Consider the following 19030-nt stretch of genomic DNA (forward strand, 5'->3'; position numbering starts at 1 on the left):
CTTGCGTGCGGTGCTGGTGCGGTGGTGCGAGCTCAGGCGGCCGTCACCACGCTCCCGGAGTCCAGCGGCCGGTGCGGCGCGATGACGCGGCCGTCCGGCAGCAGCTCACCGGTGTCCTCGAAGTGCAGGACGCCGTTGCACAGCAGGCTCCAGCCCTGCTCCGGGTGGTGCGCCACGAGGTGCGCGGCTTCCCGGTCGGCGGAGTCGGCTGAGGGGCACGTGGGCTGGTGCTGGCACATGGGAGGGTTCTTTCGCTGCGATGTGATGGCTGTCGTGCGGCTCGATTCGGTGTTCATGCCGCCCCCCGTTGGCGAATCGGTTGGTCGATACCAGTGTTGCCCCACGGGCGTGATTCCGCAGGGATTTCCCGGCAGCGCTCCTCACTCGTTGGAGACGCGTCACCCGTGCGGGCGGTTGCTCCCAACAGGACGGCCCGGACGGATGGTTGTAGGTGGCCGGTACGGGCTAGCCCGGGAGGATGAGCACACGTGTGCGCCCCGTGGAGGGGGCCACGGGGCGCACGGGCGGGAGAAGGGCTGCGGGAGCCGGGTCAAGCGGGGGTCTTCAGCAGCGGGGCGGGCGTCAGGCGGAGCGTCAGGACCGGCAGGAGCTCGGCGAACCGGTGGGGGCGGTGCGCGGCGATGCCCGGTGGCGCGGGGGCGAGCGGCACCAGGAGGTCGCCGGGGCCGGGCAGCCCGGAGGAGGCGTCGGCGGTGACGTCCCCGTGCAGCCAGAGGGTGAGCATGTACAGCTCGGGCACGGACAGCAGCCGGGGCTGGTACGGGGTCGCCAGCGCCTCCGCCTGCCGCAGGGCGCGTTCCGTGGAGGCGAGGTAGGGGCCCTCGCAGAAGTGCGCGAACGCCCAGCCGTCCGCGGTCCGCACCGTCTCGCCCGCGGCCACCACCCGCTCGGCGCCGCGGATCAGGAACCGCCAGCCGGTGAGCCGGCTGCGTGGCGCGCCCCCGCGGCCCGTCACCTGCTCCAGCACGTGGACGGGCAGCGGGAGTTCGGGGGTGAGCGGCCCTTGCGCGGCCTTCAGCGACGGGGTGCGGGCCTCGCGCACGGCCGAGGGGGAACCGAGGGCGCTCAGAACACTGCGCAGGGCGGGCGCAGGGGCAGGGGGGACATGCAGCGGCATGGTGGGTCGCCTCTCACTTCGGAGACACGTGGTGCTGGGCAGGGTGCGGACGACGCTGTCGGCGTGCGGGGTCAGAGGGGGGCCGGGACCTTACCGGCTGCCGGGGCCGGGCGCCTACTCTCCGCCTCGTCCCCGAAGTTTATACGACACGTGTTCACATGGTGTTTCGGCTAGCTGTCGCCGGTATTTCCGGCAAGGGGATATCAGGGCCCCGTCAGGGGGTGATTTCGGTGATTCTGTGCCATGGCCGGGCACGCCACCTCGTATTCTTCCCCGGGCAGGGTAGGCCGAATCTCGTCGGTGTTTATCACCAGCGCTGCCGCGGGTGCTATAGGCAATGTCCGACGGCCCGTCATGCCCACGGAATGTGCCACCGGATGCGTTGCCGAGAGCGTAGCGGGTATGTGGTGCCGGCGGGGCGTTATCGATCACATTGGCTGGGCATCATCGACCGTGACGCGAGCCGCCGGCGCCGCGGCGACCCATGTGAGGAGGGACCCTGCAATGGGGGACAAGGTCGTGGCCGGGGGCATCGGCCTCGCCGACCGGCAGCGCCACCGGGCAAAGCTCCGGCAGTGCCTGGAAGCACTGGCGAGACTGCTGGAAGAGAAGCGTTTCGACCGTCCCAGGAATCTCATGGGCCTGGAGATCGAGCTGAATCTCGCGGGGGCCGACGGGATGCCGAGCATGGTGAACGCCGAAGTGCTGGAGCGTATCGCCAGCGGTGATTTCCAGACCGAACTCGGCCGATTCAACCTGGAAGTGAACATTGTTCCGCACCGGCTCTCCGGGAGCGTCCTCGACCAGCTTGCCGAGGAGTTGCGAACCACCCTTCACTATGCCGACCGCAAAGCGATGGAAGTCGATTCCGGGGTCGTGATGATCGGTATTCTGCCGACCCTGGAGGACCATCACCTGGTCTCGGCGAACCTCTCCGCCGACGAGCGCTACGCGATGCTGAACGCGCAGGTCGTGGCCGCCCGGGGCGAGCACTTCACGATCGACATCGAGGGCGTCGAGCGGCTCACCTGCACCGCCGAGTCGATCGCCCCCGAAGCCGCCTGCACGTCGGTGCAGTTGCATCTGCAGGTGACGCCGGGGCGGTTCGCCGCCGTGTGGAACTCCGCGCAGGCCGTCGCGGCCGCCCAGATCGCCGTGGGCGCCAACTCGCCCTTCCTCTTCGGCCGGGAGGTGTGGCGCGAGTCCCGCCCGCCGCTGTTCGTGCAGTCCACCGACACGCGCCCGCCCGAGCTCACGGCCCAGGGGGTGCGGCCGCGCACCTGGTTCGGCGAGCGCTGGATCGATTCCGCGTACGAGCTGTTCGAGGAGAACCTGCGCTTCTTCCCGCCGGTGCTGCCCATCTCGGCGGACGAGGACCCGCTGCGCGTGCTCGACGAGGGCGGCGTGCCCATGCTGCACGAGCTGACCCTGCACAACGGGACGGTCTACCGCTGGAACCGGCCCGTCTACGGAGTCGCCGACGGCGTGCCCCACTTACGGGTGGAGAACCGGGTGCTGCCCGCGGGCCCCACCGTCACCGACGTCATGGCCAACACCGCCTTCTACTACGGGCTGGTCAGGGCGCTCGCCGAGGAGCCGCGGCCGGTGTGGAGCCGGCTGCCGTTCGCCGTCGCCGCGGACAACTTCGACGCGGCCTGCCGGCACGGCATCGACGCACTGCTGCGCTGGCCCAAGGCGGGCGGCCGCGCCGGGACCCTGGAGCGGGTGCCCGCCGTCCGGCTCGTGCTGGAGGAGCTGCTGCCGCTCGCCGCGGCCGGACTCGACGCCTGGGGCGTGGAGCCCTCCGACCGCGACCGCTACCTCGGCGTCGTCGAGGGCCGCTGCCGCCGTCGCACCAACGGCGCCACCTGGCAGGCCGCCGCCTACCACCGGGCCCTGGAGCGCGGCCTGGACCGGCACAAGGCGCTGGCCGTCACCACTCGGCGCTACTGCGAGCTGATGCGCACCGGGGAGCCGGTGCACACCTGGCCCGCCGGCCCCGGGGACTGAGCGCAGCGCCGGCGACGCGCGCGCCGCCGGACACGTCCCCCTCACCCGTACCCCCTGCCCCACGGGCACCGGCACGTCGGGCAAGCTGTGACGGCGGCCGCCGCCTCGGGCGGCCCGGTACGGCGCCTCTCCGCTGGTGGGGCGGGAGGAAGGGGAGGCACAGGTGCGGCAGAACGCACAGGGCGAGGACGGCATCGCGCCGGGCACCCGGCCCGGACCGCCGCCCGGCGCGGCCGTCGGGCGGCGCACGCTGCGCAGCGAGACGCTGCTCGTCCTGGCGCTGTCCCTGGGGGCCAGCGCGGTCTCGTCGCTGATCAGCTTCACCGGCGCGCTCACCAGGCCGGGCGGGCTCAAGGACCAGGCCGCCCACCTCAACGCCTCGCACGCCCCCGGCCGCCCCTGGCTCGACCTGTCCTGGCAGGTCTTCGGCATCGCGACCGCGCTCGTGCCCGTGTTCCTGGTGGCGCACCTGCTGCTGCGCGAGGGGGTGCCGGGCCTGCGCGCGATCGGGCTCGACCGGGACCGCCCGGGCTTCGACCTCACGCGCGGCACGGGCCTGGCGGCGGCCGTCGGCGGCACCGGCCTGCTGTTCTACCTCGGCGTCCGGGCCGCCGGCTTCAACCTGACCGTGGTGCCGGAGTCGCTGCCCGAGGTGTGGTGGAAGATCCCCGTCCTGGTGGCGTCCGCGGTGCAGAACGCGGTGCTGGAGGAGGTCGTGGTCGTCGGGTACCTGCTGCGCCGGCTGGGACAGCTGGGGTGGACCCCGGCGGCGGCCCTCGTGGCGAGCGCGGTCCTGCGCGGCTCGTACCACCTGTACCAGGGCGTGGGCGGGTTCCTCGGGAACATGGCGATGGGCGTGGTCTTCGTCCTGCTCTACCGGCGCTGGGGACGGGTCGGGCCGCTGGTGGCCGCGCACGCGCTGATCGACGTCGTGGCGTTCGTCGGGTACGCGCTGCTCGCCGGCGAGGTGGGCTGGCTGCCGACCGCCTGACCCGTCCTCCGGGCCCGGCTCAGGCGAGCAGGTCGCCCTCGATGACGGTGACGGCCGAGCCGGTCAGCAGCGTGCGGTCGCCGCGCAGCCCGGTGCGCACCAGGCCCGTACGGGCGGACGCCTGCAGCCCGGTGAGGTCGTCGCGGCCGAACCGCGCGGACCAGAACGGGGCGAGCGCGGTGTGCGCGCTGCCCGTCACGGGGTCCTCGTCGATGCCGACGTTCGGGAAGAAGCACCGCGAGACGTAGTCGTAGCCGCGGGAGGGGTCCTCGGCCGGGGCGGTGGCGATGACGCCGCGGCGGGAGAGCCGGCCCAGGGCCCGGACGTCGGGCGCCAGGGCCCGTACGGCCTTCTCGTCGGCCAGCTCGACCAGCAGGTCGCCGATGTGCGGGCCGGTGTCGTGGGCGCCGCGCACCTCGGCGCCCAGCATGCCGGCCACGCCCTCGGGGAGGGCGGCCGGCGTGAGCGGCGCGGTCGGGAAGTCCAGGGTGATCGACCCGTCCTCGTGCGCCGTCGCGGTGAGGACGCCGCAGCGGGCGGCGAAGCGGACCGTGCCGGTGGCCGCGCCCGTGGTGTGCAGGACGTGCGCCGTGGCGAGGGTGGCGTGGCCGCACATGTCGACCTCGGTCAGGGGCGTGAACCAGCGCAGCGCCCAGTCGGCGTCCTGGGAGGCGCCGGTGAGGGGGCGGGCGAAGGCCGTCTCGGAGAGGTTCACCTCGGCGGCGATCTTCTGGAGCCGGTCGTCCTCGGGGAAGGCTCCGTCGAAGAGGACGACCCCGGCCGGGTTGCCGGCGAAGGGGCGGTCGGTGAAGGCGTCGACGATTCGAATGCGCATGACCGGACGCTACGGGCCCGAAGAACCCGCAGGCCAGGGCCAATTCGCGAAATGTGGACCGGGCGGGCGGGCCGGGCCCGCCGGTGCCGGTTGCGGACGGGGCATTGTCATGCGATCGGTTCCGATATATCGTTGAAGTGTCGCGACCGATCAACGACAGTGTTGATCGACGACAGTGATCGACGATGGGAGGGACGTCATGCGACGTTCACACGGACATGAGCACCATGGACCCGGCCCCCGCGGTCGGGGCGACTACGACGGCCGCCGGGCAGCCTTCGGCCCCTTCGGCCCCGGCTTCGGAGGCCCGCCCTTCGGCGGCCCCCCGTTCGGCGGGCCGCGGGGACGCGGCCGCGGCCACGGGGGCGGCCGGGCCAGGCGGGGCGACGTGCGCGCCTCGATCCTGACCCTGCTGAAGGACCGCCCCATGCACGGCTACGAGATGATCCAGGAGATCGCCGAGCGCAGCGGGGGCGCCTGGAAGCCCAGCCCGGGATCGGTCTACCCGACCCTGCAGATGCTGGAGGACGAGGGCCTGATCGAGAGCGCGAGCGAGGGCGGCAAGAAGCTGTTCAGCCTCACCGGGGCGGGCCGCTCCGAGGCCGAGGCCGGCCCCGAGGCCCCCTGGGAGGACGCCGGCCGCGGCGTCGACTGGGAAGCGATGCAGGAGATACGGCAGGCCGGGTTCGGGCTGATGGAGGCCTTCGGGCAGGTGTGGAAGTCCGGCACCCCCGAACAGCGGCAGAAGGCCCTCGACGTCATCAACGAATCCCGCAGGAAGCTCTACCTCATCCTCGCTGACGAGGGCTGAGCCGATTGCGCCGCGGAGAAGGGGTGTTCCCGGGCCCCGTCCGGGAACACCCCTGAGAACGACGGCGCGCCTGTCCTCCTCAAGGAGGAGGGATCCGCGGTGCGCACCCAACCGCCGTGGGATGCGCGAATGCTTCCCTGCGGGGATGACCCGGCGGTTCGTGACTGATGGGGTGGGAGGGTGCAAAGCCGCGTAGGAGACGAGGGGGCGACGGGCGTCGTCCGGGAAGGCCTGTTCAGCCCCGAGCTGGCGGCCGCGGTCGCGGGCGCCCGCAGGCGTGCCGTGCGGGACGGTGACCGGCAGGTCGACACCGCCCACCTGCTCCACACCCTGATGGAGGCGGACCCCGCGGTGTGCCGCGCCGTGGACGGCCCGAGCGAGGGCCGGTCCGTACGGCTGCTCGGCTATCTCGTCCAGCGCACCATCGGTTACGGGCTGCGCTGGCGCGGCACCGTCGAGGACTCCGGCTCGCTGCCCGTCCTCCTCGACTGCCGGGCACCCCGCTGGTCGCCCGCGGCGGCCGCCGCCATGGAGGGCGCGTGCGCCCGGGCCCGTGCGCGGGGCGGCGAGCGCGCGGAAGGGGTGGACCTCCTGGCGGCGCTCGCCCTGGATCACCGGTGCCGCGCGGCCGAGGTGATGCGCCGGGCGGGCGTGGACACGGCGGCGCTTGCGGCCGGTCTCGACCTGACGGGCCATGAGATGTCGTGATGTCAGGCGCCGCGACGTCAGGCTCCGCAACGCCCGGCGATCCGTATGACATGACCATCGAGGGGTGACGGTCATGTCGTCCGCTGGCATGATGGGCCGATGCACGCCTCTCAAGGGAAAAGCGCCGGCCTGGGCCTCGCCCTGGTCTCCGCGCTCGCGTTCGGTGGTTCCGGTGTCGCGGCCAAGCCGCTGATCCAGGCGGGCCTCGACCCGCTGCACGTGGTGTGGCTCCGGGCGGCCGGCGCCGCCCTGGTGCTGCTGCCGGTCGCCTGGCGGCACCGCGCCCTCGTCACCCGCCGCCCCGCGCTCCTCGCCGGATTCGGCCTGCTGGCCGTCGCCGGCGTCCAGGCCTGCTACTTCGCCGCGATATCCCGGATCCCGGTCGGCGTGGCGCTGCTCGTCGAATACCTCGGGCCGGCGCTCCTGCTGGGCTGGGTGCGCTTCGTCCAGCGCCGGCCGGTCAGCCGCGCCGCGGCCGTGGGCGTGGTGCTCGCCGTCGCCGGTCTCGCCTGCGTGGTGGAGGTGTGGTCCGGCATGAGCTTCGACGCCGTGGGCCTGCTGCTGGCCCTCGGCGCCGCGTGCTGCCAGGTGGGCTACTTCGTGCTGTGCGACCACGGGAGCGACGGCGAGGAGCCCGCCGACCCCTTCGGAGTGATCGCCTACGGGCTCCTCATCGGCGCCCTCGTCCTCACCGCCGTCGCCCGCCCCTGGGGCATGGACTGGTCCGTGCTCGCCGGGAGCGCCGGGATGAACGGCACCGACGTGCCCGCCGCGCTGCTCCTCGGCTGGGTCGTGCTCGTGGCCACCGTGGCCGCGTACCTCACGGGCGTGCTCGCCGTGCGCAGGCTGTCGCCGCAGGTCGCGGGCGTGGTCGCCTGCCTGGAAGCGGTCGTCGCGACCGTGCTGGCCTGGGTACTGCTCGGCGAGCACCTCTCCCTGCCCCAGACCTTCGGCGGTGCCGTGGTCCTGGCGGGCGCCTTCATCGCCCAGTCCTCCACGCCGAAGAAGGCCGCGGCGGCGCCGGTGGCCCAGGGCGGCGGGGCGGCCGGGGCCCGGGGGGACCTGTCCGCGGAGTCGAGCCCGGCACGCCCCTGACCACCCGGCGCCGGGCCGTTCAGAGAGCGGCGACGTAGGCCGGCAGCGGAGTGCCCGGAGCGAGGTCCTTGTCGGGTATGGGCGTGCCGTACGCCGGGGCCACGGGCACGACGCCGCTCCAGTGGGGGAGGGCGAGGTCCTCGGGCTCGTCGTTCACGCCACCGGTGCGCACCTTGGCGGACACCTCGGCGAGGTCGAGGCGGAGGACGGCCGTCGCGGCGAGCTCCTTGGCGGAGGCGGGGCGGCAGTCCGCCGCCCGGCCCGGCGTGGCCTGCTCGACCAGGGCGTCGAGGGCCGCGCGCTTCTCGGCCTCCTCGGTCACCTGGAACGCGGAGCCGTGCACCACGACCGAGCGGTAGTTGAGCGAGTGGTGGAAGGCGGAGCGCGCGAGGACGAGGCCGTCGACATGAGTGACGGTGAGGCAGACGGGCATGCCCGCGTCCCCCGCGCGGCCCGCGGTGCGCAGCGGGCGCGAGCCCGTCGAACCGTGCACGTAGAGCCGGTCGCCGACGCGCCCGTAGAGCGTGGGCAGCACGACCGGGGCCCCGTCGCGCACGAAGCCGAGGTGGCAGACGTAGGCCGCGTCGAGGATCGCGTGCACGACCTCGCGGTCGTACGAGGCGCGCTCGCGGATGCGGGTCGGCGTGGTCCGCTCGGTCTGCTCGTACGGGGCGGGCGGCGCAGCAGCGGTCATTGCGAACTCCATTGCACTAGTGCATAATCTTCTTTGTGCTAGGAGAGTATCGGATCGAGGGTCGTCGCGCAGCAGAGATTTCCGCGAGCGTCGAGCGCGCCGTGGGCGCCGGCAAGCTGCCCCCGGGCGAGCTGCTGCCGCCCATGCGGGAGCTGGCGGTCGAGCTCGGCGTCAATCCCAATACGGTCGCGGCCGCGTATCGCACGCTGCGCGAGCGCGGGGTGATCGAGACGGACGGCCGCCGGGGGAGCCGCGTGCGCCACCGCCCGGCGAGCACGGCCCGTGAGCGGATCTACGTCGAGGTCCCCGAGGGCGTCCGCGACGTCTCGGCGGGCAATCCCGACCCTTCCCTGCTGCCCCCGCTCGGCGAGGCGCTCGCCGCCGCAGCGGCCCGCGCCGCGAGGGCCCCCGCGCTGTACGGGGCGCCCGCCGTCGACACCGAGCTGGAGCGCTTCGCCCGGGCCGCCTTCACCGCGGACGGGGTGCCCGGCGGGCCGCTCGCCGTCACCTCCGGCGCGCTCGACGCCATCGAGCGCGTCCTCGCCGTGCACCTGCGGCCGGGCGATTCCGTCGCGGTCGAGGACCCGGGCTGGGGCAGCGTCCTCGACCTCATCCCGGCGCTCGGCCTGAAGCCCGTTCCCGTGCCCGTCGACGACGACGGCCCGCTGCCCGAGGCGGCGGACCGCGCGCTGCGGCAGGGCGCCCGGGCCATGATCGTCACCGCGCGGGCGCAGAACCCCACGGGGGCGGTGGTGGGCGCGGCCCGGGCGCGCGAGCTGCGCGCCGTGCTCTCCGGCCACCCCGGGGCGCTGCTCGTCGAGGACGACCACGGCCACGGCATCGTCGACCTCCCCCTGCACACCCTCACCGGATGCACCGACCACTGGGTGGTCGTCCGCTCCGTGGCCAAGGCGTACGGGCCCGATCTGCGGCTCGCGGTGCTCGCGGGCGACGCCGTCACCGTGGACCGGGTCCGCGGCCGGCAGCGCCTGGGCCCCGGCTGGGTCAGCCACATCCTGCAGGACGCCGTCGTCCACCTGTGGCACAGCGGCGCGGTGGATGCGGCGCAGGTGGCCGCCGCGTACGGACAGCGCCGCGACCCGCTCGTCCGGGCCCTGCGCGCGCGGGGGATCGAGGCGCACGGGCGCAGCGGGATGAACGTCTGGCTCCCCGTGCCCGACGAGACGGCGGCGGTGGCGCGGCTGCTGCACGCGGGCTGGGCGGTCGCGCCGGGGGCCCGGTTCCGGCTCTCGTCGCCTCCCGCGGTGCGGCTGACCGTCTCGGGCCTGGCCGTGGACGAAACAGAAGAGGTCGCGGACGCCTTGGCGGCCGCGACCCGTCCTTCGGCGGCGGGGCGCTACGACTGACGGCCCCTCGCTGGCACGCCCCCCCCGTGGGGGAGGCACTGCTCCTTCCGCGCTACTTCCGCCCGGTCCTGCGCCCCGCCTTGCTCTGGGTCAGGAAGGCGCCGGCCAGCACGATGGCCGCGCCGACGGGAGTGTTCCAGCTGAGCTCCTCGCCCAGGAGGGCCACGCCGGCGACGGTCGCCACGACCGGTATCAGGTAGGTGGTCATGGACGCCATCGTGGGCCCGACCTCGGCGACCAGTCCGTACTGCACGAGGAAGGCCAAGCCCGTGCCCAGCGCCCCGAGGGCGAAGACGGCCAGCAGCGGCACGGTGGGGAGGGAGTCCGGCAGCGGCGCGAACAGCGGGGCGACCACCGCCAGCTGGACCGTGCCCAGCAGCAGCTGCGCGCCGGACTTGGACAGGTTGGAGTCGTCCGTACCGGTCAGCGTGCGCCGGACGTAGATCCAGCCGATCGCGTAGCTGGCGGAGGCGACGAGGGCCATCACCGTGCCCGCCGCGTCCTGGCCGGAGAAGCCCTGCCAGGCGCCGAGCACGGTCAGCACGCCGGCGAAGCCGATCGCCAGACCGGCGAACCGGCGCCGCGTCGGCCGGTCCTCCGAGAGGGCCACGAGCGAGAGGACCATGCCCCACAGCGGGGTCGTGGCGTTGCAGATCCCGGCGAGCGTGGAGGGGATGCGCAGTTCGGCGTAGGCGAAGAGGGTGAACGGCAGGGCGTTGAGCAGGAAGGCCGCGACGGCCAGGTGGCCCCAGGTGCGGGCGGCGCGCGGCAGGCGATCCCGCTTGACGGCCAGCGTCGCGACGAGCACCGCCGCGCCGAAGAACATGCGGCCGAAGGCGACGTACAGCGGCGGGAAGCCGTCCGTGCCGAGCTTGATGAACAGGAAGCTGCAGCCCCAGATGAGCGCGAGCGCACCGAAGCGGATCCTCCAGTCCACGGCGGGGCGCCCCCGCTGCGGCTGCCGGTGCGGGGCACCGGAGGTGGGGAGCGGGCGGACCGGGAGACCGGGCGGGACGGAGGAGCTGGAGGTTGCCGTGGTGCGCATGGTCGTAAGAATGACCGCACCGTACGCCTTAGTACAAGTAAATTTAAGTGGGGTTTATCGCGTAGAGTTGCTTATATGTTGAACCTGGAGCGCCTGCGCACCCTCAACGCCGTGGCCCGCCACGGCTCCGTCAGCGCCGCGGCCGACGGCCTGCACGTCACCACGTCCGCGGTCTCGCAGCAGCTCGCCAAGCTGGAGCGGGAGACCGGGCAGCAGCTCCTGGCCAAGCAGGGACGCGGCGTACGGCTCACCGACGCCGGACGGCTGCTCGCCGAGCACGCCTCGCGGATCCTCTCGCAGGTCGAGCTGGCCCAGGCCGACCTGGAGGCGCAGCGCGGGCAGGCCGTCGGCGAGCTGCTCCTCGGCGCCTTCCCCACGGCCGCCCGCGGCCTCTTCCCGGCCGCCCTCGCCGGGCTGCGCCGGGCCCATCCCCAGCTGCGGGCCCGGCTGGAGGAGATGGAGCCGGAAGAGGCCGTGCCCCGGGTGGTCCGCGGCGACATCGACGTCGCGGTCGTCCTCGACTGGTACAACAAGCCGCTGCCCATGCCGGACGGCCTGGCCAAGGCCCCGGTCCTCGACGACATCGCCGACGTGGCCATGCCGGCGGACCACCCGCTGGCCGGCCGCGAGGAGGTCGGCCTGGAAGAGTTCGCCGACGACGACTGGGTCTCCTGGCCCCGGGGCGAGTTCTGCCACGAATGGCTGATGCTCACCCTGCGCGGCAAGGGTATCGAGCCCCGCATCTCCCACATGGCCGAGGAGCACCACACCCAGCTCGCCCTGGTCGCTGCCGGGCTCGGCGTCGCCGTCGCGCCGCGGCTGGGCCGCGGGCCCGTGCCGGAAGGGGTGCGCGTCGTGCCCGTGCGGCACACCGTACGCCGCCACGTCTACGCGATCTGGCGCGCCGACGCGGACCGGCGGCCCTCCATCCGCGCCGCGGTCGAGGCGCTGCGCCTTGCCGGCGAGAAGGTGGCCGGCTGACCCGGCCCCGTCACGTGGCGGGCGGCACACCGCCTCCGTTCTTCACCGGGCCGGCTGCGGCCGGCCCCGCCCGGCCTGCGACGCGGTAGGCCTGCGGCCTTGCCCGGCCCGGCCCCTCCGGCCTGCTGCATCCGGCCGCCTCTCGCCGCCGCGGCGGAGTGGGGTCGACGGGGCGATCCGCCGGAAGCGGCCTATCGCTTGCGGAAGTCCCAGGACACGACCGCGTCCGGCGTCAGCCGGAGCCACGCGTGCCGGCCGTCGTACGGCATCGAGGGCAGGCCGCCGAAGTACTTGGCGGTGAAGAGCGCCTCCGGCGCGGCGAGCTCCGGGCAGGGCTCGCCCGTGCGCGGGACCTCGCCGGCGAAGGCGGCCGTGCCGGACAGCTCAGCGCCCCGCAGCTCCCCGTACTCCCGCCCGTCGTCCACCAGCACCGCGACCCGGGCGTCGTGCCGCAGCTCCGCCCACCGGCGGCTGCGCACGAGCGAGTACAGCCACAGCGCCGACCCGTCCCAGACGAACCACAGCGCGCTGAGGTGAGGCCGCCCGTCGCGCCCCACGGTGGCCACCCGGCAGGTGCGCTGCCCGGCGAGGAACGCGTCCAGCTCCGGCCGCGTCATCATGATCCGGCGGCCCCGCCGCTGGCCGGTGACCATGTCCGCCTCCCCGCGCCCCGATGACTGACTGAGTGTCAGAAAGTGTGGGCCCCTTCCCCCGCCGGCGCAATGCCCGCTACCCTCACGCGGCCCGGGCCCCCGGGCCCGCACCCGCCGGACACCAGCCCAGGAGGGAGGACCGCCATGGCGCCGCCCGCCCCGGCCGACCCGCTCGCCGGACTCCTCGACCCCGCGACGACCGTGCTGCTCACCGTCGAATGCCAGCGCGGCGTCGTCGGCCCCGACAGCGCCCTGCCCGAGCTCGCCGCCGCCGCACGCGCCTCCGGCGCGCTCGTCACCGTCGCCCGCCTCGTCGCGGGCGCCCACGACGCCGGCGTCCAGGTCGTGCACGCCATCGCCGAGCGCCGCCCCGACGGCCGCGGCGCCAGCCGCAACGCCCGGCTCTTCCGGGCCGCCGAGCGGCTGCCCGTGCAGCAGCTGGCGGGCACCCGCGCGGTGCGCGTCGCCGACCCGATCCCGGTCGGCGACGGCGACCTCGTCGTCCGGCGGCTGCACGGGCTCTCGCCCCTGGCGGGCACCGGCCTGGACCCCCTGCTGCGCAACCTCGGCTGCCGCACCCTCGTCGTCACCGGCGTCTCGGCCAACGTGGCCGTGCCCAACACCGTCTTCGACGCCGTCAACCTCGGCTATACGGCCGTCGTCCCCGCCGACGCCATCGCCGGCGTGCCCGCCGAGTACACCGCGGCGATGGTCAGGCACACCCTGGCGCTCGTCGCCACCGTCACCACGGCCGAGGCCGTCCTGCGCGGCTGGCGGAGCGCGCCCCGGCGCGGCTGACGCCCGGCCGCCCGGCCGGTCGGCGCCCGGCCTCAGCCCAGGTGCAGGGCCCCGTCGCGGACCGTGACCTGCTCCCCGGGGAGCGGCCGCTGCGCCGGGCCGCCCTTCACGCTCCCGTCCGCGATGCCGAACCTGCTGCCGTGGCAGGGGCAGTTGATGGTGCCGCCGGAGACGTCCTTGACGAGGCAGCCCTGGTGGGTGCAGACCGCGGAGAAGGCCTTGAACTCGCCCTTCGCCGGCTGGGTCACCACGACCTTCCGGTCGGGGAAGACCTTGCCGCCGCCCTCCGGGATGTCCGCGGCCTTCGCGAGCTCCCCCTCCTCGGCCCCGCCCTTACCCGCGCCCTCATCCCCGTTCTTCGCCTTGCCGCTCCCGTTGCCGTCGTCCCCACCACCGCACGCGGCGAGCAGGGTGGCGAGACCGGCGGCCCCGGCGGCCGCGACGACGCCGCGGCGCGTCGAGCCGCACGCGGCCCGGGAAGCGGGGGAGGCGGGGGAGACGGCGGACGCGGCGGACGCGGGCCGTGACACGTGGTTCATGTGCGCTCCTCTGGTCGTGCGGGTTCAGATCCGGTCGTGACGGTTCAGTGAGTCGTACGGGGCCGGGGCCGCCCGCGTTCAACGCCACGGCTACCCATGTTCAAGGCCACGGCCACCCGCGTTCGAAGGCGCGCGGAAGTCCCCCAGTAGCCTGGGGCAATGCTCCCCGAAGTCACAGCCGTCCGATACGTCACGCCCTTGCGTGAGGGCGGCTCGCTCCCCGGCATCGTCGAAGCCGACGACCTGGGCACGTACGTCATGAAGTTCACCGGTGCCGGCCAGGGCCGCAAGACGCTGGTCGCCGAGGTCATCTGCGGGCAGCTGGGCCGCGCGCTCGGCCTGCGCGTGCCCGACCTGGCCCGCATCCAGCTCGACCCGGTCATCGGCCGCGGCGAGCCGGACCAGGAGGTGCAGGGGCTGCTGAAGGCCAGCGGCGGGCTCAACCTCGCCATGGACTTCCTGCCCGGCGCCCTCGGCTTCGACCCGCTCGCCTTCGAGGTCTCCGCGGCCGAGGCAGGCCGCGTGATCTGGTTCGACGCGCTCATCAACAACGTCGACCGCTCCTGGCGCAACCCGAACCTGCTCGTGTGGCACGGCGAGCTGTGGCTCATCGACCACGGCGCCACCATGATCTGGCACCACAACTGGCCGGGCGCCGCCGCGGCCGCGGGCAAGCCCTACGACGCCTCCGACCACGTCCTCGCGACCTTCGGCCCCGACCTCGCCGCGGCCGCGGCCGAGCTCGCGCCGCGCGTCACCGAGGACCTGCTCACCGAGGTGGCCGCCGACGTGCCCGACGAGTGGCTCGCGGACGAGCCGGGCTTCGACGGCCCCGACGCGGTGCGCCGCCGCTACGTCGAGGTGCTGCTGGAGCGGGCGCGGAGCATCGGCGACCGGATCACGGTCGGCGAACGCAGCAAGGACAAGCCCTCGCAGGCGCCGGAGTGGGTGCGTGTCAGGCTCGACGGAAGGGCCGGGAAGTGACCGGGCGCCACAACGGACGCGATGTTTTCGAGTACGCACTGCTGCGGGTCGTCCCCCGCGTCGAGCGCGGTGAGCAGATCAACGCCGGGGTCGTCGTCTACTGCCAGGCGAAGGGGTACGTGGCCGCCCGCGTCCACCTCGACGAGGCGCGGCTGCTGGCCCTCGACCCGACCGCGGACGTGGCGGGCGTACGGGCCGCGCTGTGCGCCGTCGAGGGCGTGTGCCTCGGCGGGGAGCGGGCCGGCCAGGCCGCCGGGGACGATCCCGGCCGCCGCTTCCGCTGGCTGATCGCCCCCCGCAGCACGGTCGTCCAGCCCGGCCCCGTGCACGCCGGCCTGACGGCCGATCCGGAGGCCGAGCCCGAGCGGCTGCTGGACCTGCTGGTGCGCTGAGCGGCCGCCCCGGCCGGACCGCCCGGCCGGAGCGCCCGGACCTGCGGCGCCGGGGGCGCACGCGGCGCGCGGGAAGGCGTTGACAGCGGGTGGCGGGGCTTCTAGCGTCTGATCCGCCGAAGCTACTAAGCGGTTGCTCACCTGTCCGGCCGGCGGCCGGGCGGGCGGGCCGCCTTCGAGGTGAGGAGATCCCCGTATGCCTGAGCCCGAGCAGCGCGTGGCCGTCGTGACGGGCGCGGCCCGCGGCATCGGCGCCGAGACCGCCGTGCGCCTGGCGCGGGAAGGCCGCGCCGTCGCCGTCCTCGACCTCGACGAGGAGGCCTGCGCGGGCACCGTCGAGCGGATCGCGGCGGAGGGCGGCAGGGCGCTGGCCGTCGGCTGCGACGTCACCGACGCCGCTCAGGTGGACGCCGCCGTCACCCGGATCGCCGCCGGGCTGGGCGCGCCGCTCATCCTCGTCAACAACGCGGGCGTGACCCGTGACAACCTGCTGTTCAAGATGGACGAGAGCGACTGGGACACCGTCATGAACGTGCACCTGCGGGGCGCGTTCCTGATGTCGCGCGCCTGCCAGAAGCACATGGTGGACGCGGGCTTCGGCCGCATCGTCAACCTCTCCAGCAGCTCCGCCCTCGGCAACCGCGGCCAGGCCAACTACGCCGCCGCCAAGGCCGGCGTCCAGGGCTTCACGAAGTCCCTCGCCAAGGAGCTCGGCAAGTTCGGCATCACGGCCAACTCCGTCGCCCCCGGGTTCATCGCCACCGACATGACGGCCGCCACCGCGGAGCGCCTCGGCATGGGCTTCGAGGACTTCAAGGCGGCCGCGGCGACCCAGATCCCGGTGCAGCGCGTGGGCGAGCCCGAGGACATCGCCAACGCCGTCGCCTTCTTCACCGGCGAGCAGGCGGGCTTCGTCTCGGGCCAGGTCCTGTACGTGGCCGGCGGACCGCTCAACTGACAGGAAGCACGGAGATGACCGCAGCACAGCAAGAGCAGGAGCAGCAGGAGGGCACCGGCAGGGTCGCCCTCGTCACCGGCGCCAGCCGCGGCATCGGCTACGGCATCGCGCAGGCGCTCGTCGCCCGCGGTGACCGCGTCGTGATCACCGGCCGCAACGAGGACTCCCTCAAGGACGCCGTCGAGTCGCTCGGCGCCGGCCGGGCGATCGGCATCGCGGGCAAGGCCCACGACGAGGCCCACCAGGCCTCCGCCGTCGAGCACGCCATGGAGGTGTTCGGGCGCATCGACTACCTGGTCAACAACGCCGGGACGAACCCCGTCTTCGGCCCGATGGCCGAGCTCGACCTGGGAGTCGCCCGCAAGGTCTTCGAGACCAACGTGATCTCCGCCCTCGGCTTCGCCCAGCAGACGTGGCGGGCCTGGCAGAAGGACAACGGCGGGGCGATCGTCAACATCGCGTCGGTCGCCGGGATCTCCGCCTCCCCGTTCGTCGGGGCGTACGGCATGAGCAAGGCGGCGATGGTCAACCTCACGCTGCAGCTCGCGCACGAGTTCGCCCCGGGGGTGCGCGTCAACTCCATCGCGCCGGCCGTCGTCAAGACCAAGTTCGCCGCCGCCCTCTACGAGGGACGCGAGGAGGAGGTCGTGGCCTCGTACCCGCTCGGCCGCCTCGGGGTCCCCGAGGACATCGGCGGAGCGGCCGCGTTCCTGCTCTCGGACGCCGCCGCGTGGATCACCGGGCAGACCCTCGTCGTGGACGGCGGGATCTTCCTCAACGCGGGGTTCTGAGCGGTTCCGCGCCCGGGGGGCGGGGGCCGGGCGGCCTCGGGTCGGCCGTTGTCAGTGGCCACCGGTAAGTTCTCGGGCGAGAACGGAACGAACCCCGGAGGTTGTTGACGTGACCGTCACCGACGTGCTGCCCGAGTCCTGGCACGGTGTCCTCGGCGAAGAGCTGGACAAGCCCTACTTCAAGGAGCTCACCGAGTTCGTGGAGGAGGAGCGGACGAAGGCTCCGGTGTACCCGCCGCGAGGGGAGGTCTTCGCCGCACTTGAGGCCACTCCCTACGAGCGCGTGAAGGTCCTCATCCTCGGTCAGGACCCGTACCACGGCCCGGGCCAGGGCCACGGCCTGTCCTTCTCGGTCCGGCCCGGTGTGAAGACCCCGCCCTCCCTGCGCAACATCTACAAGGAGATGCGCGAGGAGCTCGGCTACGACGTCCCGGACAACGGCTTCCTCCAGCCGTGGGCCGAGCAGGGCGTCCTGCTGCTCAACGCCGTGCTGACGGTCCGCGGCGGGGAGCCCAACTCCCACAAGGGCAAGGGCTGGGAGAAGTTCACCGACGCGGTCATCCGCGCCGTGGCGTCCCGGCCCGACCCTGCCGTCTTCGTGCTCTGGGGCAACTACGCCCAGAAGAAGCTGCCGCTGATCGACGAGTCCCGGCACGTCGTCGTCAAGGGCGCCCACCCCTCGCCGCTGTCGGCGAAGAAGTTCTTCGGCAGCCGCCCGTTCACCCAGATCAATGAGGCCGTCGCGGCCCAGGGCCACGAGCCCATCGACTGGCGGATCCCGGACCTGGCGGCCGTGCCGGCCGTCTGACCGGAACCCGGACCGGCCGGGGCCCGCGGGGCGGCGTCGTGCCCGCCGGCCCTGGTCCCGGCCTGATCCCGGCCTCGGCCGGCCTGGTCCCGGCCCCGGTCCTGATCCCGGCCCCGGTCCGCCGTGCCGCGGCGGGCCGTCAGTGCCCGTACACCGAGTCGCAGATCCGCGAGGCGTCGCCGCCCTGCTGCCAGCGTCCGTGCTGCCGGCCCATGGCGCAGACGTTGTTGTTGCGGGCCCGGGGCGCGGGCGCCGGCGGCGGCGCCTGTGCGGGCGGTGGAGCCTGCGCGGGCGGCGGGGCCTCCTGGCGGGATTCGGACGCGGGCGGGGAGTCGGCGGTGTGCTGCTCCGGTGGCGGGGCGGGCACCTCGCTCCGCGGGAAGGACGGGGTGAGCTCCGGGGACGCGGGCCGGTCCGGCGAGGCCCACGAGCGGCCCGCCCTCCGGGGCGGCTGCGAGAGCCGCGGGGAGCCGGATGAGTGCGACGGCTCCGCTTCGTCGTCGGACGGTCCGGGAGGATCGTCGAAGCCGTGGGGATCCGTGGGGTCCCGGCGCTCGCGGAAACCGGCGCCGCCGGAAGGGCTGAGCGCGCCCTCGGGCCCCGAGGCGCCGCCGGCCGTGGCGGCCTTCGGGCCCTGCGCGGGCTCCGGCGGGGCGCCCGAGCCGTCCGGGCCGATGGTGATCAGACCCTCGCGGGCCGGGCCCGGTGCGAGATCGCCCGGCCGGGAGTGGCCCGGCGGGCGGGGCGGGGAGTGGGAGGTGGGCGGCTGGGGGACGGACACGCAGCCGGCGGCCGCCATCGCCACCGCCGCCATGACCGTTACTGCAGGCAGTCGATGCACTCGCTCAACTCTGCTGTGCGGCTGTCCGCGTTGGGAATTACCCGCACGGGTGATGTGCGATCAGGCGTGCGGCGCCGCTCAGGCCCCCGTCGCGCCGTCGATCCGCTCCCGGATGAGGTCGGCGTGGCCGTTGTGGCGCGCGTACTCCTCGATCATGTGGAGGTAGATCCACCGGAGGTCGAACTCCTTCTTGCGGTGCGCGGCGAAGCCGAGGTCGTCCAGCGACCGTCCGCGCGCCGCGTCCCGGGCCGCGGCGATCTCCGCCTGCCAGGTGGCGTACGCCTCCTCCCAGCTGTCCGCCGCGGTGACGTTGATGTCCCTGTCCAGGTCCTCGTCGCTGTAGTAGATCGGCGGGGCGTCCTCGCGGGCGAGGCAGCGGCGGAACCAGCTGCGCTCGACCTCGGCCATGTGCCGGACGAGGCCCATGAGGGTCAGCGTCGACGGGGGCACGGAGGCTTCCCGCAGTTGCTCCTCGTCCAGACCCGCGACCTTCTGAGCCAGCGTGGCGCGGTGGAAGTCGAGCCAGCCTTCCAGGGCGGTGCGCTCGTCGGAGATGGTGGCGGGCATGCGGCGTTCAGTGGTGGTCATGGC

At 74.1% G+C, this 19030-nt stretch carries 22 protein-coding genes; 13 read left to right on the forward strand and 9 right to left on the reverse strand.

The annotated features are described in order from the left end of the window. Positions 1–32 precede the first annotated feature (32 nt). Both B7P34_RS14265 and B7P34_RS14270 read right to left on the reverse strand, forming a co-directional pair. Positions 33–239 carry a DUF5999 family protein gene (locus B7P34_RS14265; RefSeq protein WP_189382777.1) on the reverse strand — a complete coding sequence of 69 codons (207 nt, stop codon included), beginning with the start codon at positions 237–239 and terminating at the stop codon, positions 33–35. A gap of 311 nt (positions 240–550) precedes the next feature. Next, positions 551–1138: a hypothetical protein gene (locus tag B7P34_RS14270; RefSeq protein ID WP_106676479.1), complete on the reverse strand. Its 588-nt coding sequence runs from the start codon at positions 1136–1138 to the stop codon at positions 551–553. Between the two features lie 504 nt (positions 1139–1642). On the opposite strand from B7P34_RS14270, the gene B7P34_RS14275 reads away from it, so the two are divergent. Together B7P34_RS14275 and B7P34_RS14280 are read left to right on the forward strand one after the other, a co-directional pair. Beyond that, positions 1643–3148 (forward strand): glutamate-cysteine ligase family protein, encoded by a 1506-nt coding sequence (locus B7P34_RS14275; protein WP_106676481.1) that lies wholly within the window; start codon positions 1643–1645, stop codon positions 3146–3148. Positions 3149–3311: 163 nt separating this feature from the next. Further along, the gene (locus tag B7P34_RS14280; protein WP_223267844.1) at positions 3312–4139 is read left to right on the forward strand and encodes a CPBP family intramembrane glutamic endopeptidase; all 828 of its coding nucleotides are present in this window, start codon (positions 3312–3314) and stop codon (positions 4137–4139) included. 19 nt (positions 4140–4158) lie between these two features. On the opposite strand, the gene B7P34_RS14285 is transcribed toward B7P34_RS14280, so the two are convergent. Beyond that, the gene (locus B7P34_RS14285; protein ID WP_106676483.1) at positions 4159–4974 is read right to left on the reverse strand and encodes a PhzF family phenazine biosynthesis protein; all 816 of its coding nucleotides are present in this window, start codon (positions 4972–4974) and stop codon (positions 4159–4161) included. Positions 4975–5362: 388 nt separating this feature from the next. Here B7P34_RS14285 and B7P34_RS14290 point away from each other — a divergent pair, with 388 nt between their 5' ends. From B7P34_RS14290 to B7P34_RS14295, 3 genes are all read left to right on the forward strand, one after another. Beyond that, a complete protein-coding gene (locus B7P34_RS14290) occupies positions 5363–5785 on the forward strand; it encodes a PadR family transcriptional regulator (RefSeq protein ID WP_223267845.1) in 423 nt (140 codons plus the stop codon). A gap of 180 nt (positions 5786–5965) precedes the next feature. After that, a complete protein-coding gene (locus tag B7P34_RS36750) occupies positions 5966–6493 on the forward strand; it encodes a Clp protease N-terminal domain-containing protein (protein WP_146166816.1) in 528 nt (175 codons plus the stop codon). Positions 6494–6592: 99 nt separating this feature from the next. Further along, positions 6593–7588, forward strand: coding sequence for an EamA family transporter (locus tag B7P34_RS14295; RefSeq protein WP_106676487.1), 996 nt, complete (start codon positions 6593–6595; stop codon positions 7586–7588). Between the two features lie 19 nt (positions 7589–7607). Here B7P34_RS14295 and B7P34_RS14300 read toward each other — a convergent pair whose 3' ends face one another. Then, entirely contained in the window at positions 7608–8282 is a 675-nt protein-coding gene (locus B7P34_RS14300) for a pyridoxamine 5'-phosphate oxidase family protein (RefSeq protein WP_106676489.1), read from the reverse strand. Positions 8283–8317: 35 nt separating this feature from the next. On the opposite strand from B7P34_RS14300, the gene B7P34_RS14305 reads away from it, so the two are divergent. Then, positions 8318–9649 (forward strand): aminotransferase class I/II-fold pyridoxal phosphate-dependent enzyme, encoded by a 1332-nt coding sequence (locus B7P34_RS14305; protein ID WP_106676491.1) that lies wholly within the window; start codon positions 8318–8320, stop codon positions 9647–9649. 52 nt (positions 9650–9701) lie between these two features. On the opposite strand, the gene B7P34_RS14310 is transcribed toward B7P34_RS14305, so the two are convergent. Next, a complete protein-coding gene (locus B7P34_RS14310) occupies positions 9702–10694 on the reverse strand; it encodes a DMT family transporter (RefSeq protein WP_106676493.1) in 993 nt (330 codons plus the stop codon). 75 nt (positions 10695–10769) lie between these two features. Between B7P34_RS14310 and B7P34_RS14315 the strand changes: the two genes are divergently transcribed. After that, complete coding sequence (locus B7P34_RS14315) at positions 10770–11675, forward strand: LysR family transcriptional regulator (RefSeq protein WP_106676495.1); 906 nt, start codon at positions 10770–10772, stop codon at positions 11673–11675. Positions 11676–11866: 191 nt separating this feature from the next. On the opposite strand, the gene B7P34_RS14320 is transcribed toward B7P34_RS14315, so the two are convergent. Continuing rightward, a complete protein-coding gene (locus B7P34_RS14320) occupies positions 11867–12328 on the reverse strand; it encodes a pyridoxamine 5'-phosphate oxidase family protein (RefSeq protein ID WP_106676497.1) in 462 nt (153 codons plus the stop codon). Between the two features lie 144 nt (positions 12329–12472). Between B7P34_RS14320 and B7P34_RS14325 the strand changes: the two genes are divergently transcribed. Then, a complete protein-coding gene (locus B7P34_RS14325) occupies positions 12473–13126 on the forward strand; it encodes a cysteine hydrolase family protein (RefSeq protein WP_106676499.1) in 654 nt (217 codons plus the stop codon). A gap of 32 nt (positions 13127–13158) precedes the next feature. Here B7P34_RS14325 and B7P34_RS14330 read toward each other — a convergent pair whose 3' ends face one another. Then, positions 13159–13665: a Rieske (2Fe-2S) protein gene (locus tag B7P34_RS14330; protein ID WP_106676501.1), complete on the reverse strand. Its 507-nt coding sequence runs from the start codon at positions 13663–13665 to the stop codon at positions 13159–13161. 159 nt (positions 13666–13824) lie between these two features. Here B7P34_RS14330 and B7P34_RS14335 point away from each other — a divergent pair, with 159 nt between their 5' ends. The 5 genes from B7P34_RS14335 to B7P34_RS14355 all read left to right on the forward strand — a co-directional run bounded on the left by B7P34_RS14335 (position 13825) and on the right by B7P34_RS14355 (position 17598). Next, the gene (locus B7P34_RS14335) at positions 13825–14649 is read left to right on the forward strand and encodes a HipA family kinase (RefSeq protein WP_106676503.1); all 825 of its coding nucleotides are present in this window, start codon (positions 13825–13827) and stop codon (positions 14647–14649) included. After that, the gene (locus B7P34_RS14340) at positions 14646–15041 is read left to right on the forward strand and encodes a DUF3037 domain-containing protein (protein ID WP_106676505.1); all 396 of its coding nucleotides are present in this window, start codon (positions 14646–14648) and stop codon (positions 15039–15041) included. The genes B7P34_RS14335 and B7P34_RS14340 overlap by 4 nt, the downstream gene beginning before the upstream one ends. Before the next feature lie 196 nt (positions 15042–15237). After that, on the forward strand, positions 15238–15999 hold the full coding sequence (gene fabG, locus B7P34_RS14345; RefSeq protein WP_106676507.1) for a 3-oxoacyl-ACP reductase FabG: 762 nt from the start codon (positions 15238–15240) through the stop codon (positions 15997–15999). A 14-nt stretch (positions 16000–16013) separates the two neighbouring features. Then, positions 16014–16790, forward strand: a complete 777-nt coding sequence (locus B7P34_RS14350) for an SDR family oxidoreductase (RefSeq protein WP_106676508.1) — start codon at positions 16014–16016, stop codon at positions 16788–16790. Between the two features lie 109 nt (positions 16791–16899). Next, positions 16900–17598 (forward strand): uracil-DNA glycosylase, encoded by a 699-nt coding sequence (locus B7P34_RS14355; RefSeq protein ID WP_106676509.1) that lies wholly within the window; start codon positions 16900–16902, stop codon positions 17596–17598. 139 nt (positions 17599–17737) lie between these two features. Here B7P34_RS14355 and B7P34_RS14360 read toward each other — a convergent pair whose 3' ends face one another. Both B7P34_RS14360 and B7P34_RS14365 read right to left on the reverse strand, forming a co-directional pair. Then, on the reverse strand, positions 17738–18439 hold the full coding sequence (locus B7P34_RS14360; protein WP_146166817.1) for a hypothetical protein: 702 nt from the start codon (positions 18437–18439) through the stop codon (positions 17738–17740). A gap of 78 nt (positions 18440–18517) precedes the next feature. Beyond that, complete coding sequence (locus tag B7P34_RS14365; protein ID WP_106676513.1) at positions 18518–19027, reverse strand: DinB family protein; 510 nt, start codon at positions 19025–19027, stop codon at positions 18518–18520. Positions 19028–19030 lie beyond the last annotated feature (3 nt).

This window comes from Streptosporangium nondiastaticum (assembly GCF_003011965.1).
Lineage (GTDB): Bacteria > Actinomycetota > Actinomycetes > Streptomycetales > Streptomycetaceae > Streptomyces > Streptomyces nondiastaticus.

Excerpts from the sequence above, each read along its gene's own strand:
- B7P34_RS14265 (WP_189382777.1), bottom strand. The coding sequence starts at position 239 with ATGTGCCAGCACCAGCCCACGTGCCCCTCAGCCGACTCCGCCGACCGG.
- B7P34_RS14270 (WP_106676479.1), bottom strand. The coding sequence starts at position 1,138 with ATGCCGCTGCATGTCCCCCCTGCCCCTGCGCCCGCCCTGCGCAGTGTT.
- B7P34_RS14275 (WP_106676481.1), top strand. The coding sequence starts at position 1,643 with ATGGGGGACAAGGTCGTGGCCGGGGGCATCGGCCTCGCCGACCGGCAG.
- B7P34_RS14285 (WP_106676483.1), bottom strand. The coding sequence starts at position 4,974 with ATGCGCATTCGAATCGTCGACGCCTTCACCGACCGCCCCTTCGCCGGC.
- B7P34_RS14295 (WP_106676487.1), top strand. The coding sequence starts at position 6,593 with ATGCACGCCTCTCAAGGGAAAAGCGCCGGCCTGGGCCTCGCCCTGGTC.
- B7P34_RS14300 (WP_106676489.1), bottom strand. The coding sequence starts at position 8,282 with ATGACCGCTGCTGCGCCGCCCGCCCCGTACGAGCAGACCGAGCGGACC.
- B7P34_RS14310 (WP_106676493.1), bottom strand. The coding sequence starts at position 10,694 with ATGCGCACCACGGCAACCTCCAGCTCCTCCGTCCCGCCCGGTCTCCCG.
- B7P34_RS14315 (WP_106676495.1), top strand. The coding sequence starts at position 10,770 with ATGTTGAACCTGGAGCGCCTGCGCACCCTCAACGCCGTGGCCCGCCAC.
- B7P34_RS14320 (WP_106676497.1), bottom strand. The coding sequence starts at position 12,328 with ATGGTCACCGGCCAGCGGCGGGGCCGCCGGATCATGATGACGCGGCCG.
- B7P34_RS14325 (WP_106676499.1), top strand. The coding sequence starts at position 12,473 with ATGGCGCCGCCCGCCCCGGCCGACCCGCTCGCCGGACTCCTCGACCCC.
- B7P34_RS14330 (WP_106676501.1), bottom strand. The coding sequence starts at position 13,665 with ATGAACCACGTGTCACGGCCCGCGTCCGCCGCGTCCGCCGTCTCCCCC.
- B7P34_RS14335 (WP_106676503.1), top strand. The coding sequence starts at position 13,825 with ATGCTCCCCGAAGTCACAGCCGTCCGATACGTCACGCCCTTGCGTGAG.
- fabG (WP_106676507.1), top strand. The coding sequence starts at position 15,238 with ATGCCTGAGCCCGAGCAGCGCGTGGCCGTCGTGACGGGCGCGGCCCGC.
- B7P34_RS14350 (WP_106676508.1), top strand. The coding sequence starts at position 16,014 with ATGACCGCAGCACAGCAAGAGCAGGAGCAGCAGGAGGGCACCGGCAGG.
- B7P34_RS14365 (WP_106676513.1), bottom strand. The coding sequence starts at position 19,027 with ATGACCACCACTGAACGCCGCATGCCCGCCACCATCTCCGACGAGCGC.